This window comes from Roseobacter sp. EG26 (assembly GCF_049830555.1).
In the GTDB taxonomy this organism is placed as follows: Bacteria; Pseudomonadota; Alphaproteobacteria; order Rhodobacterales; family Rhodobacteraceae; genus Roseobacter.
Genome location: NZ_JBNBLH010000020.1, coordinates 24,141 through 37,495 on the forward strand (window position 1 = coordinate 24,141; position 13,355 = coordinate 37,495).

General features: G+C 54.9%; 12 protein-coding genes. 9 read left to right on the forward strand and 3 right to left on the reverse strand.

What is annotated here, in order from left to right:
- Positions 1 to 9: 9 nt before the first annotated feature.
- From ACOTTU_RS23420 to ACOTTU_RS23460, 9 genes are all read left to right on the forward strand, one after another.
- Positions 10 to 1,251, forward strand: a complete 1,242-nt coding sequence (locus ACOTTU_RS23420) for an ABC transporter substrate-binding protein (protein WP_425661709.1) — start codon at positions 10 to 12, stop codon at positions 1,249 to 1,251.
- A 4-nt stretch (positions 1,252 to 1,255) separates the two neighbouring features.
- On the forward strand, positions 1,256 to 2,050 hold the full coding sequence (locus ACOTTU_RS23425) for an ABC transporter ATP-binding protein (RefSeq protein WP_425661711.1): 795 nt from the start codon (positions 1,256 to 1,258) through the stop codon (positions 2,048 to 2,050).
- Entirely contained in the window at positions 2,043 to 4,211 is a 2,169-nt protein-coding gene (locus tag ACOTTU_RS23430) for an ABC transporter permease (RefSeq protein WP_425661713.1), read from the forward strand. Before ACOTTU_RS23425 ends, ACOTTU_RS23430 begins: the two co-directional genes overlap by 8 nt.
- Complete coding sequence (locus ACOTTU_RS23435) at positions 4,211 to 5,047, forward strand: phosphoenolpyruvate hydrolase family protein (RefSeq protein WP_425661715.1); 837 nt, start codon at positions 4,211 to 4,213, stop codon at positions 5,045 to 5,047. Before ACOTTU_RS23430 ends, ACOTTU_RS23435 begins: the two co-directional genes overlap by 1 nt.
- A 15-nt stretch (positions 5,048 to 5,062) precedes the next feature.
- Complete coding sequence (locus ACOTTU_RS23440) at positions 5,063 to 7,258, forward strand: flotillin domain-containing protein (RefSeq protein WP_425661717.1); 2,196 nt, start codon at positions 5,063 to 5,065, stop codon at positions 7,256 to 7,258.
- Positions 7,259 to 7,260: 2 nt separating this feature from the next.
- Positions 7,261 to 7,701, forward strand: a complete 441-nt coding sequence (locus ACOTTU_RS23445; protein WP_425661719.1) for an SRPBCC family protein — start codon at positions 7,261 to 7,263, stop codon at positions 7,699 to 7,701.
- Positions 7,702 to 7,760: 59 nt separating this feature from the next.
- Positions 7,761 to 8,219 carry a nuclear transport factor 2 family protein gene (locus ACOTTU_RS23450; RefSeq protein ID WP_298922222.1) on the forward strand — a complete coding sequence of 153 codons (459 nt, stop codon included), beginning with the start codon at positions 7,761 to 7,763 and terminating at the stop codon, positions 8,217 to 8,219.
- A gap of 18 nt (positions 8,220 to 8,237) precedes the next feature.
- Positions 8,238 to 9,716 carry a zinc-binding dehydrogenase gene (locus ACOTTU_RS23455; RefSeq protein ID WP_425661721.1) on the forward strand — a complete coding sequence of 493 codons (1,479 nt, stop codon included), beginning with the start codon at positions 8,238 to 8,240 and terminating at the stop codon, positions 9,714 to 9,716.
- Positions 9,717 to 9,980: 264 nt separating this feature from the next.
- The gene (locus ACOTTU_RS23460) at positions 9,981 to 10,418 is read left to right on the forward strand and encodes a hypothetical protein (RefSeq protein WP_425661723.1); all 438 of its coding nucleotides are present in this window, start codon (positions 9,981 to 9,983) and stop codon (positions 10,416 to 10,418) included.
- Between the two features lie 482 nt (positions 10,419 to 10,900).
- Here the strand turns inward: ACOTTU_RS23460 and ACOTTU_RS23465 are convergent, their stop codons facing one another.
- From ACOTTU_RS23465 to ACOTTU_RS23475, 3 genes are all read right to left on the reverse strand, one after another.
- A complete protein-coding gene (locus ACOTTU_RS23465) occupies positions 10,901 to 11,710 on the reverse strand; it encodes a hypothetical protein (RefSeq protein ID WP_425661725.1) in 810 nt (269 codons plus the stop codon).
- A 369-nt stretch (positions 11,711 to 12,079) separates the two neighbouring features.
- Positions 12,080 to 12,304, reverse strand: coding sequence for a hypothetical protein (locus ACOTTU_RS23470; protein ID WP_425661727.1), 225 nt, complete (start codon positions 12,302 to 12,304; stop codon positions 12,080 to 12,082).
- 16 nt (positions 12,305 to 12,320) lie between these two features.
- Positions 12,321 to 13,028 carry a hypothetical protein gene (locus ACOTTU_RS23475; RefSeq protein WP_425661729.1) on the reverse strand — a complete coding sequence of 236 codons (708 nt, stop codon included), beginning with the start codon at positions 13,026 to 13,028 and terminating at the stop codon, positions 12,321 to 12,323.
- Between the last annotated feature and the right edge of the window lie 327 nt (positions 13,029 to 13,355).

Consider the following 13,355-nt stretch of genomic DNA (forward strand, 5'->3'; position numbering starts at 1 on the left):
GAGGTTCAAATGAGACTGCACAGAAGAACACTAATGGCTGCGACGCTGGCCACTTTTACGCTGCCGGGATTGGCAATGGCGCAGGATGACACAATCAAAATAGGTCTTCTGGCCACATTCGAAGGCGCTTTCACGGTGCTAGGTGAGGACAGTGAACGCGGCGCGATGGTCGCGCTCAGCGAGGCTGGCGGCATGGCCGGCGGCAAAAAGATCGAGGTCATCAAGGGATCATCCGACGCCTCACCCGATTCTGCCGTGCGTGCGGCGCGAAAACTCGTCGAACAAGACGGCGTTTCAATACTCGTTGGTCCCCTTTCGGGGGACGAAGGGATAGCGGTTAAAAACTATGCCCTGTCGCAACCCGATGTGACTTTCATCAATGGATCATCCGCTGCACAGGACACGACCTTCCGTGACCCTGCGCCCAACTTTTTCCGGTTCTCGACCGATGGGGCCCAATGGATGGCGGGGCTTGGCACCTATGCGTACAACGAAAAGGGCTACCAAAACGTGGCTGTCGTTGCAGAGGACTACTCCTTTCCATACACGCAGGTCTTTGGTTTCATGGCTGAATTCTGCCAGGCGGGTGGCAAGGTGACGTCGAAATCCTGGGTGCCGATTGGCAACAAAGATTATTCGTCCGTCATCGCGGCTATCCCGGATGACGTTGACGCGATTTATGTGGCTCTTGGTGGGGCCGATGCCGTCAACTTCTTGTCGCAATTTCAGCAGGCCGGAGGCGAAGCGCCATTGATTGGCGGGTCCATTACAGTCGATCAGACCGTTTTGACCTCCAAAGGTCGCTTGAAAGATGTTCTTATCGGCACGCCCGCTGCAGGTCCAATTGCAGACACTAACGACGCACCTGAGTGGGTCGCCTTTGTCGAAGCCTACAAAGAGACGGATGGCGCTTTCCCGTCGCCATCGCTCTTTGCACATGCCTACTATATCGGCATGAAAGCCGCCATCCTTGCGCTGAACGAGGTGGATGGTGACATGAGCGATCCAGCCGCCTACCGTGCGGCGCTGAGCGCTCTGAGCTTCGAGACACCCACCGGGATGGTATCGCTGGATGAGAACCGCAATGCGATCGCCGACATGTATCTGACTGAGGTAACCGAAGATGCCGACGGAAATTTGGTCAACAAGTTGATCCAGGTGACATCGCAGGTGAATCAGACCCTTGGAATCGACAAGGAAGAATTCATGGCATTGGGTGCGGTAAGCCGCGAAAACCCAAGCTGCGAATAACGCGATGGCCAAGCAGGACACCAATCTGGCGGCATCTCGGCTAGAGGGGACCGGCGCATGTGCGTTGGAGCTTTCTGGTGTAGCACGTCATTTTGGTGCCCTTATCGCGTTATCGGACATCAACATGAGGATCGCGGCTGGTGAACGGCGCGCGGTCCTCGGCTCCAATGGCGCGGGCAAGACAACATTGTTCAACGCCATTACCGGCGACTTTGAATGCACGTCTGGCCGCATTCAGTTCTTTGGTGAGGACATCACCGAAATCCCTGCACACGAGCGTATTCGCCGCGGCCTGCGCCGGACTTACCAGATTTCACAGCTATTCGACGGGCTCAGCGTGCTTGAGTCCGTTTTCCTTGCCTGTCGCGGTGTCTCGCGCCGACGATTTTCGTTGCTGCGTCCGATGGATCGGGATGCGAATATGGCACAGGCACATTCAATCCTGCACGCCGTCCATCTTGAAGATGACCGCGATTTGCTGGTTTCGACCCTCAGTCATGGACGTAAGCGCCAGCTTGAGATTGCCCTGGCGTTGGCCGGAGCACCCCGATTTATCCTGTTTGATGAACCCGCTGCCGGACTTTCCCCCACAGAGCGACGGGACCTTGTGGCGATCCTGAACGCATTGCCGGATCATATCGGATATATCATCATCGAGCACGATCTGGACGTTGCGCTGCGTGTGTCAAAATATGTGTCAATGATGCACAACGGACGCGTCTTCAAAGAAGGGACACCAGAAGAGATCGAAAACGACGCCGAGGTGCAGGCAATCTATCTGGGGGGTGGTCATGGTTGAGCGCCCGATGCTTCAGGTTGATGATTTGCAGGTCTATTATGGAGAAAGCCATGCCCTGCAGGGTGTGAGCTTTGCTCTGGGCTCTGGTGTATTGTCCATTGTGGGTCGCAATGGCATGGGCAAGACGACGCTGTGCAACACGATCACCGGGCTGACAAAGGCACGCTCCGGTTCGATCCGGATCGCCGGGCGCGACATAACAAAACTTGATCCGCACGAAATCCATCGTCTTGGCGTGGGCTATGTGCCCCAGGGTCGGCGGGTCTGGCCCAGCCTGACCGTGGATGAACATCTGCGGTTGGCAGCAGGCACGGCCCGCGATTCCTCATGGACGCCGGATCGCGTATATCAGACGTTTCCGCGACTGGCGGAAAGGCGCAGCAACGGAGGCGCACAGCTGTCGGGCGGCGAGCAGCAGATGCTGGCCATCAGCCGCGCTCTTTTGTCTGATCCCAAGCTACTGGTCATGGATGAGCCCACCGAAGGATTGGCCCCGGTGATTGTGGATCAGGTGCGCGACATGCTGGTCACTTTGGGGGCCGAAGGCGAAATGGCGATCCTTGTGATTGAACAGAATATCGGGGTTGCCACATCCGTGTCTGATCAGGTCGGCATCATGGTCAATGGCAAGATCAGCCGGATGATGGCATCAGCAGCGCTTTCTGCCGACACCGATATGCAGCAGCGCCTGTTGGGTGTGGGCCGTCAGGCCGAAGACGAAGCGATTGAGCCTACACCAGAAGACGCCGCAGCCGCGCAGGCGCAGCTGGACCATGTGTACCGCGTGACCCGAGAAGACGACGCTGCCCACTACCCGGTTGCCCAGATGCCCAACCGCTGGAATGTGCAGGCACCCATCGCGCCCTTGGCACAGAAGGTGACTCCTGAGCCCGAGGAAGATGTGTTCCACATTCCTTTTGCAGAGCGCGTGGGTCGCACCGTTCTGGTAGCTGGCACCTTTGACACCAAGGCCCGCGAACTGGGTTTCATCGCGGCAAAGCTGCGCAAAAAGGGCGTGCCCGTGCGCACCGTTGATCTTTCCACCTCGGGCAAACCCAGTCGGGCAGATGTTCCAGCGATGCAGGTTGCCAGCATGGCACGGGGAGGTACGGGGGCGGTCATGACCGGAGAACGCGGCGCTTCGGTGCGCGCCATGGCCGATGCATTTGCAAAATGGATCAGTCGGGAACGCGGCATAGGTGGTATCATTTCTGCGGGCGGTTCTGGTGGAACATCGCTGGCGACGGCAGGCATGCGGGCATTGCCGTTTGGAATTCCGAAATTGATGGTGTCGACCGTCGCATCGGGTGAGGTTGCGCAATATGTCGGCGCATCGGACATCCAGATGATCCATTCGGTTGCCGACGTGCAAGGGCTAAACCGCATTACAGAGGTTGTTCTTAGTAACGCAGCCCATGCCATGGCGGGCATGGTCGCAGGCCTGCCGTCCGCTGCCGCGCGCGCAGCAGAGCGCAAACTGATGCGTCCTGCAATCGGTTTGACAATGTTTGGTGTGACGACTCCACTCGTGCAGGCAGTGGGTCAGGCCCTGGGAAAGGACTACGACTGCCTGACCTTTCACGCCACGGGCATTGGGGGGCGCGCGATGGAGGGATTGGTCGACAGCGGCGATATCTCTGCCGTTCTCGACCTGACAACAACGGAACTGGCTGACATGCTCGTTGGGGGTGTCTTCCCCGCCGATGATGACCGATTCGGCGCTGTGATCCGCACGCGTGTGCCCTATGTTGGATCTGTTGGGGCTCTTGATATGGTGAATTTTGGACCACGCGAACGCGTTCCGGAGAAATTCAACGACCGCAAATTTGTGATTCACAACGCGGCTGTTACCCTGATGCGGACAACAATTGAGGAAAGCCGCCAGTGCGGTAACTGGATCGGTGAGCGCCTAAATCAGATGGACGGTCCAGTCCGGTTCTTGTTGCCCGAAGGTGGTGTGTCGGCCCTTGATGCACCGGGCCAGCCGTTTGAAGACGAAGCCGCGCGCGCCGCACTGTTCGACGCTATTGAGGCGCGGGTCACTCAAACAGGTCAGCGGCAGGTATTGCGCGTTCCCGCACATATCAACCACCCTGATTTCACACATGCGGTGTTGGACGCATTCCACGCCATCGCACCGACGCTACAAAGGAGAGCATGATGGCAGCGCCAGACAGGGCAACACTCATAAGTAGGTTCAACGAGATGAAGTCGCAGGGAAGCCCTATCGTGGGCGGTGGCGCGGGCACAGGGTTATCCGCCAAATGCGAAGAAGAAGGCGGGATCGATCTGATCGTCATTTACAACTCGGGCCGTTACCGCATGGCCGGACGCGGCTCGCTTGCGGGGATGATGGCTTACGGCAACGCCAACCAGATCGTGATGGAAATGGCTTCCGAAGTGCTGCCGGTGGTCAAAAACGTACCGGTACTGGCTGGCGTGAACGGAACCGACCCGTTTTGCATGTTTGACAGTTTTCTCGACGATCTGACGCGTGTGGGTTTTGCCGGGGTTCAGAATTTTCCAACCGTCGGCCTGATCGACGGTACTTTTCGCGAAAATCTTGAAGCAACGGGCATGTCTTATCAGCTCGAAGTTGACATGATCGCCATGGCGCATCGCAAGGGGATGTTTACCACGCCCTACGTCTTTAGCGAAGACGATGCCCGGGCCATGACAAAGGCAGGCGCGGACATTGTCGTATGCCATCTGGGTTTGACGACGGGCGGGTCTATTGGGGCAGGTACGGCCCTGACGCTTGAAGACTGCCCAGAGATCGTGGATCGCTGGGCAAGGGCCGCGATGGAGGTGCGCGAAGACGTGATCGTGCTTGTGCACGGCGGCCCAGTAGCTGAACCTCAAGATGCCGAATATGTGCTGCGCCACACCAAACATTGCCATGGGTTCTATGGAGCCTCTTCAATGGAGCGGCTGCCAACAGAACGGGCGCTGACAGAACAGACGCGCAAGTTCAAATCCATCAGTTTCAAAGCTTAGAAGGGAAATCGGATCATGAGTTCCAGCACATTCGGACAGCTTCTTTTATGGATCATCATAACCGTCATTGTCATCGCCGTTGCAGTCTATGTGCTGCGCTGGCTCTATCGCCGCTCGACAAAGGAAATTGCTTTTGTCCGAACGGGTTTCCTTGGCGAAAAAGTGATTGTCAACGGGGGCGCCTTTGTCATTCCGGTCCTGCATGAACTGACGCCCGTGAACATGAACGTGCTGCGCATCGCGGTCGAGCGTTTGGAAAACAAGGCATTGATCACAAAAAATCGCATGCGCATTGATCTGAGTGCAGAGTTCTTTGTGCGTGTCGGTGCCAGCAATGAGATGGTGGCAGCGGCGGCGCAAACTCTGGGGCGACGCACGTTGCGAGACGGCGGTCTGCACGAACTGCTTGAGGGCAAATTCGCAGGCGCATTACGCACCGTTGCAGCACAAATGACATTGGAAGAACTGCACGAGAACCGACACGAATACGCCGCAAAGGTGCGCGATCTGGCTTCTGAATCTCTGGCCGCCAATGGGCTTGAGCTTGAGAGCGTTGCAATCGTTGATCTGGACCAGACAGGTCTTGAGTTCTTTGACCCGTCCAACAGCTTTGACGCAGAAGGTTTGACCCAGCTCACCGAGACCATTGAAAACCGTCGTAAATTGCGGAACGAAATTGAGCAACGCGCGCTGGTGGACATCCGCAACCAGAACCTCGAGACGCAGCGCAAAGTGCTCGAAATTGATCGTGACACCGAATATGCGCAGCTTGAACAAGAGCGCGAAGTTGAAGTACGGCGAGCCGCACAGCGCACGGAATTGGCGCGCGAACGGGCCTTGCGCGAACAAGAAGCCGAGCAAGCGCGTATGGAATCAAATGAGGCCGTCGAAGTCTCACGTTTAATGCAAGAACGTCGCTTGACCCAAGAACGCATCGAAAAGGAAAAAGAGGCCCAGAAGCTTGAACTGTCCCGGCGACGTGCGTTGGACGAAGCAGAGTTGAAAACCCGCGAATTAACCGAAAAAGAGAACATCGCGCTGGAACTGTCTCTGGAGCAGGCGCGGATTGAACGTGAACAGGCACAGGACACCCTGGCCATAGCACGCAAGAAAGCCCTCGAACTGGCTGAGCAAGACCGCCAGATCGCATTGGCCAAGAAAGCGCTTGAATTGACTGAGGCAGAAGGAGAGCGCAAGCGTGCACAGATCGTTGCGGATCAGGGCACCGAGGCCGAGAAAGTGGCGCAAGCCCGTGCCCTGGACGAGGTGCGTATTGCCCGTGAAAAACACCTGGAAGCCTTGCAAATCGCCAAACGGCAGGCCTTTGAGGAAGCCGAAATCGCGTCCGGCGAGGAAGTTGAGCGTGCAAGGGTTACGGCTGAACGCGGCGTTGAAGAAGCCCGGATGCTGAAGGCCAAAGAACTGCGCCAGATTGAAGTTCAGGGCGATCTCGAAGTGGAGATGGCGCGCGAGGAAAAGGCAATCGCGCTGGCAAAGAAAAGCCAGGAGCGGTCAAGTGCGATTGCCGCAGCCGAAGCGGTCCGTGGCAAAGCGATCCAAGCCGAGGAACAGGCATTTACGCTGCGCGAGAAGGAAATTGCGGAACGCCGCAAGGTGATCGACATGATCGCTGCGCACCGCGAGGCTGAGCGGAGCGCTCTGGAAATAACCGCCAAGGCGGAAGCAGAAATGGCGGCGGCGAAGTCTTTGGCAGAGGCGCAAAAAATCGCTGCCACCGCTTCGGCGGAGGCTGAAAAGACCCTCGCCCTGTCCGCGGCCGAACGCTACAGCGTTGATTCCAAAGGGGCCAAACAGATGAACGAGGCGGAGAATGTGTTGTCCGAAGATGCACGCGCCGGTCGGTTGCGCGCTGCCTTGCTTGACCGGCTCGAAGGGATTGTTCGCGAAAGCGTGAGACCCATGGAGAAGATCGATGGCATCAAGATATTGCACGTTGATGGTATCAATGCCGGGGGATCAGGCGGCAATAAAAACGTTACGGATGAGGTCATAGATTCTGCGCTTCGGTACCGCGTTCAAGCGCCGATGATCGACAATCTGATGAAAGAAATTGGTATCGAAGGTGGCAGCATGGGGCGCATGACTGATGTGCTGCGAGACGCAAAGGACATCGCGAAACTGTCCGAGAATGGCGAGAAATCCGGAAAGTCTGACGATACCGCTGATCGACGTGACAGAGACGACGACTGACCATGGCAACAGTATTTGTCTCAACTGTTCTGAACGCCCCTCCCGCCGCAGTTTGGCGTATCGTGCGAGATTTCAACGGACTGCCGGACTGGACGCCCTTCGTTGTCGAGAGCCGCATTGAGGGCAATTTACCTGCGGACAAAGTAGGCTGTGTCCGCATTTTCAAATTGGCCGATGGCGGCGTCATCAAGGAACAGCTTCTTGGCCTGTCCGATTACGACTTCAAATGTACCTACGCGATCCTCGAAAGCCCAATGGCAGTCACTGAGTATGTCGCAACACTCGCATTAGCGCCGGTGACCGATGGCAATAGGTGCTTTGCCAGCTGGGAGGCAACGTTCGAATGCCGCCCCGAAGATGAAAAAGAATTGATCGCCCATATCGGCGACAACGTGTTTCAGAGTGCATTCACGGCTCTGAAAAAGCGACTGGATGGACGGTGATGGCAATCAGGCCCACCCAGCCGCTCGGCTTCAACCCCTCGTAAGGAGGAGAAACTAAGATGACTAAAACACTTTTCACCGTTGTTGCAATCCTATGTGCGACCCAAGTTGTCGCCCAGGAAAGGGAACTGCCCGATCTGGTCAGGCAAGCCACACCTGATGCTGTGGTGCAGGAACACCTGGATGCGCTTAATTTATGTGACTGGGATCGACTTATGGCACAGTATCCTGCGGATGCAGAAATTCACTTGGCCGGAGGTACGATCATTTCTGGGCGCAAGGATATCGGCGATCTTTTCGCCGGCTTCTGCCAGTCCGTTGCGGATGGCGGCCTGATGGGCATCACATTTGCAAGCGAACACGTTTTCCCGGTCGGCAATACGCTGAATGTGCAATGGGTGGCCCGGGCGGATTTTCTGGCCGAAGAATACCGCGGTTCGGATGCCTATGTCACACGCGATGGTCTGATGGCGGCCATGGTGACAACCTTTGATGGCGCCGCATTGAAGATGAAGTAAAAGAATAGCAGGCGCACGATGGTCACAATACGCGAAAGCACTGTCATTGATGCGCCTGCTATTGATGTTTGGCGGCTCCTGCGCGATTTCAATGCCCATGAACGCTGGCATCCGGCAATCGCGACCAGCTTTATCGAAGGCGGAGGCGCGCCTGATGTCGTCGGCGCTGTGCGCAATTTTCGACTGACCGATGGTGGTCTGCTGCGCGAGCAACTCATCGATGCCTCAGATCTTGACATGAGGCTCAGCTATTGCCTGCTCGAGGCCCCTGTGCCGTTACACAACTATGTGGCCCACATGCGCTTGCGCCGGGTCACGGACGGTGACGCATGTTTTGTCGAATGGTGGAGCCGGTTTGACCCACCAGCTGCAGAAATCACCAAGATGACAGAGCTTGTTCGCGACGGCGTCTACCGAGCAGGGTTCAGGGCCTTGCAAGATTGGTTTGGCGGCGTTCCTCAAAATGCGCCTGCCATTCCCAGCGTACTCTCAACCAGGCCAGTGCCTCTTCTTGCCTCTTCGCTGGATGAAAAAGGGACTGGCATTTTCGTGCAAGCCTTTGGTGGCCCGGAGAATCTCGTTGAACGGCCTATTGCAATTCCCCGTCTCGGTCCGCGCGAAGTGTTGTTGTCCCAGACCTACGTGGGTGTAAATTTCATTGATATCCATACCCGGACCGGACATTTCAATTTGATTCAGCCTCCGTCCATTCCAGGTATGGAAGCCGTGGGCAAAGTCGCGTTGCTCGGGGCCGAAGTTCAAGGGTTGAGCCTCGGAGATCGTGTTGGCTACGCCTGCGCGCCGCCAGGGGCCTATTGCAGCCACAGGATCATGCCTTCAGAGGCCCTGGTTACCCTGCCAGACACCTTGTCAGATGCTCAGGCTGCCGCCAGCCTGTTGCGCGGTGTAACAACAAACTTCCTGACGACAGATGTCCATCGTCTGAAGGTCGATGAAACCGTGATTGTTCATGCGGCGGCTGGTGGGCTTGGGCAACTGCTTGTCCAGGCCTGCGTAGCGCGCGGGGCTCATGTCATAGCAACAGCAGGCAGCGCGCAGGGTCGCGATATGGCGCTGGCGCTGGGTGCGGCAGCTGCGGTGGACTATCGAAGCTCTGATTGCATCGGGGAAATCATGGATTTGACACGCGGCAGAGGAGCTAATGTTGTCTTTGACGGGGTTGGCGCCGAAACTTTCGAGACGTCCTTAACCGTCGTTGCTATCAGAGGCCACGTAATCAGTTTTGGTGAAGCTTCGGGCGATATTGGCTCTTGGGATATCGGTAGCTTTTCGTCGAAATCCCTGCGGATTTCTCGCCCGAACTACGGACATTTTGCAGACAGCTTCGTTGAAAACGCGCGCTCTTTCTTTGATATGGTTGCTGCGGGTGATGTTCGTATTCCAAACCCCAAAACCTATCCTTTGAGCGACGCGAAGCAGGCCCATGATGATCTCGAAAACAACCGGTATTCGGGTGCCAGCGTTTTGGAAGTCTAGTCTTTGCCCGAAGCACCGATATTCGGTGTCTAAGTAGGTGCTAAAAAGGGTTTTGAGTGTAAGGGTCCGGGGAGATCAGGATAAGATGTGGAGTTCCGGCTCTGGTCGACCGGTTGGGGCCTCACCAATGGCGGCAGCGCTTTTTACGCTGTGAATATTTGCTATTATCTTTTCAGGGCAAGTTACCACCTAGGTGCCACGAATTTGCTCTTTCCGCTCTCACTACTCCATCATCCCGCTTCTGCGACCCGATATGCCCGCGAAATGAACGACAACGCACTAGACGCGGCAGCAAGGTTCACCGACCCGCAATCCTGTCTCGTAGCCGGAACAGAGAACCTGCAATCGCGAGAGCCGCTAATGATAGATTGGGCACGGATCAGCTGGACCGCCGAAGCTGAAGTGTGCATTTTCCGGCTTTTATCTGCTTTGGGAGGGATCGAAGCGTCCCGTTCCTTTATGGAAGCGCAGGGGTTTAGGATGCCGCCAGATAATTTTAGCTCCGAAAACCCTTATGTACACGACGATGCACTGCGCATCACAGCATATTGGTCAATCCGCAACAATGGGCCGAAGTTTCCCGCGCGCGGTGTTCTGGATCGCCTAAGAGCGGCGGTTCCCTATTCGATGGTTGTGAATGTCTATTTCAGCCAAGACGGGAGCAGGGTGCTGGCGGTGCAGATCGGGTACAATACGGTTTGAACTACCAATTTGACCTTCTGAGGCGCTTCTTGAAAGCGGAGGATGAACCAAAGCATTAATCCCCCAAAAAATAGCCCATTGTGTGGTGCCCCAAGATGGGCAAACGCTTTTCCCCTTCACCAGAGCAGACATCAGTGGGTGATCAGCATTGGTAGGTATGGGCTCGCAGTCGACATCTGAAGGTTTTGGTCAGATGACCACAGCCAGCCCGGAGGAGACATTCAATCCAAGGGTTGCTCTAACGGGTGTGCGGACTTTGCTGCCGTCCAAGCACGAAGCGCAGATGACCGCTGTGCAGCCTAAACCGGACATCAGTTTGTGAAGCATCTCTGGCAAATGAGCGAGGCTGAGCGCAGATCAATCGCGGCGGCGCTTGGATACAGATAAATGCTGTGTCTGTCCCCAGTGGCGAAATTCTTAGGCAGTAACCGCTACTGTCGCGGCGAAGGCGGGCAGAGCCTTTGTGTAGGTTTGCTTAAACGTCATTTTGCACGCAGCCGCAGTTGGTGGCGTTTATTTCCGATTTCCGTGAGTTCTGTGAAGAGCAATTCACCGTTTGGGCGCATTCTTAGTTCCGCATCAAATTGGAAACAGGAATCCCCGCAGTCCTCCATCTTCACCAAGTTCAATTTGGCAAAACCGCCCTGGCTAAAAATTGAAAAGTCTAAATCATACCCAACGTTCCACCCTGAAAGCCCAACTGTATTTGCGCCTGAAGCATTCAAGCATTGATTTACTCTCTCGGGATAGTCGTCATTCATGGTCAGGTCAACCTCAACAGCTATCGATAACGTACCACTCCCATAGTTTCGGCTTGCCGAAAAGTCTTTCATTTCAACTGTGTAAGTCTCCCAAGATGTCCAACTGCAAAAATCCGCAAAACTATCGGAGACTCTACGAACGCCAGTCCACGTTCCATCAAATCCATCGAAAATTTCGCTCAATTTCTCCTGTTCATTGGCCAAAGCTCGCTTCTCGATTTCAAGTCGCCTTTCTTGCTCCTGCTGCCCTAACTCTGCGGCAATTTGTTCCGGACTCTTGCCAATCCTTAGGTTAAGCTTGCCGCCCTCCAAAGATATCTCAGACAACCCAAAAAATGATAACGTGACCATAAGACATAAAAAAGCTGCGAGACTAGACCACATGATCCGGTTGAAAACTATAAGGTACACTAAGTCCCAAAACGTTCTTCCAGATACTGGTTGTTCCCCCGATCCTTCTTTGCTTTTCTTATGCGCGCCGCCGTCTTCTGGCTCACGGTTGTCTCTTGACGTCTTTTTGCTACCGCTCATAAGGATCTTCCAAAATAGTACTGTCGTTGCTGAAACGTTTCTGTCTCTGGAGTCGCCTACGCAGATTCCCCCGATAAGATACCCACGGGCAAAATCTATACGGTTCCGTGACAGTTGTGACTAGCCTCTTGGAGCGGCCATTCATTGTGGAGTGATAATCCAGAGCTATGGGCTCGGAACCGTCATCTGAAGGTTTTGGTCAGATGACCACAGCTAGCCGGGAAGAGACATTCAATCCAAGGACTGCTCTAACGGGTGTGCGGGACGAAGCGGGCGTTGACAACGGTTGCGCCAACGTCCGCTTTCGGGGTGCTACGGATATGACAGAATCAACCGCTGGGACTTACAAACACGCGAGGTGGCCTCTAATTACTTACCGATTCGATCATTTGATTGTCCTTGCTGCTGCTCCGAGAACGCCTGTCGCGCAGCCTCTTTCGCCGAGAGAATGACGGCATCTTCCCGAGCCTCGAGCACAAGAATTCGATCCTTGAGCTGCGCAATAAGGACGCCCTGTTCCCTTTGCTTGCTCTCAACTTCTTCAAGCACTTTCAGCACGGTGACCATCTTTTTAATATCGTCATAAACGCTCATCGGAATGGAAACCCTCTTAATCCAAGGTGCCTTGATGGAGAGAAAAACGCTGAAGTCGCGCTTCTATTTCGGAAGCTGCTCTTCCTGATAGCTCGCGTAACTCCAAATAATTCGCGATCAACAACGGATCGGCTTCGCCGCTAACTTCAATATACGAGATTTCTGGGTCATTGATCTCTTCCAAATTTCCATCATGAGTAAAAATCACGACGAAGCGGCGGTGAATATCAGAAGTGTTCGCTATAACTTTAACTTGGTCACCGTTCGGTGCGAGGAAGTAGTTGATATTCTGCTCGATTTCGTCGTCCGACTTACCTTGAAATTCAATCGTATTCTTCAGAATTTCGACGTCAAAAACATCGACCTCTTCAAGCGGCACCGAAAATGGCTTCTCAACCGGCGGAGAGACAGCGAACGGCGGAATGCTGGACGGTTTCTCATTGATATCGGGATGCCATTCGTCTCCTTCATTCCGTACGACAACTAAGCCCCGTACATCCTTTGCTGCATCCACTATTCCTTCAACGGTGCGACCATCGCGGAGCAAAATGTACCATTGGTTCATCATTTCATGCCCAATGCTCTCGGGAGTATCTGAATTGGTATTTCCCAACTGATAAAGAAATCCCTCAGACTCCAGGAGAGCCATTGCAATAGGGCTACCAGATATTGGGTTTTGCCCGCCCCTATCGCGGCCACCTATGTCTTTGCTTCGATCGGACAAGGCAGTTTCCTTGGCTGTTTAAATTGAACCTACAGTCTGCCCTGGTCATCGACCAGAAATCAAATGGTTTGCGGTTGCGGCACTGACCAAGAATGGACTCGAATGGCACCTAGCAAGTTTCGGCGAGCTTCCTTTGGTCAAGATTGCTTGAAAATTTGGGTAAAGCGGACTTCCGCTGCACGGCAGAAAACTGGTAAGCAGGGCTGAGGCTGTGTGGAAACTATCTTAGTTTTTCTGGGCGCGCGTTTGGCTCTAAGATTTCGTCGATTTTCGGGTTTTGGGATTGTTTTAACGTCCAGTAGCCCGCGTGCGGACGCCTATTGCGTT

What these genes read in the sequence shown, in the direction of transcription:
- ACOTTU_RS23420 (WP_425661709.1), top strand. Translation starts at nt 10, where the DNA reads ATGAGACTGCACAGAAGAACACTAATGGCTGCGACGCTGGCCACTTTT.
- ACOTTU_RS23425 (WP_425661711.1), top strand. Translation starts at nt 1,256, where the DNA reads ATGGCCAAGCAGGACACCAATCTGGCGGCATCTCGGCTAGAGGGGACC.
- ACOTTU_RS23430 (WP_425661713.1), top strand. Translation starts at nt 2,043, where the DNA reads ATGGTTGAGCGCCCGATGCTTCAGGTTGATGATTTGCAGGTCTATTAT.
- ACOTTU_RS23435 (WP_425661715.1), top strand. Translation starts at nt 4,211, where the DNA reads ATGGCAGCGCCAGACAGGGCAACACTCATAAGTAGGTTCAACGAGATG.
- ACOTTU_RS23440 (WP_425661717.1), top strand. Translation starts at nt 5,063, where the DNA reads ATGAGTTCCAGCACATTCGGACAGCTTCTTTTATGGATCATCATAACC.
- ACOTTU_RS23445 (WP_425661719.1), top strand. Translation starts at nt 7,261, where the DNA reads ATGGCAACAGTATTTGTCTCAACTGTTCTGAACGCCCCTCCCGCCGCA.
- ACOTTU_RS23450 (WP_298922222.1), top strand. Translation starts at nt 7,761, where the DNA reads ATGACTAAAACACTTTTCACCGTTGTTGCAATCCTATGTGCGACCCAA.
- ACOTTU_RS23455 (WP_425661721.1), top strand. Translation starts at nt 8,238, where the DNA reads ATGGTCACAATACGCGAAAGCACTGTCATTGATGCGCCTGCTATTGAT.
- ACOTTU_RS23460 (WP_425661723.1), top strand. Translation starts at nt 9,981, where the DNA reads ATGAACGACAACGCACTAGACGCGGCAGCAAGGTTCACCGACCCGCAA.
- ACOTTU_RS23465 (WP_425661725.1), bottom strand. Translation starts at nt 11,710, where the DNA reads ATGAGCGGTAGCAAAAAGACGTCAAGAGACAACCGTGAGCCAGAAGAC.
- ACOTTU_RS23470 (WP_425661727.1), bottom strand. Translation starts at nt 12,304, where the DNA reads ATGAGCGTTTATGACGATATTAAAAAGATGGTCACCGTGCTGAAAGTG.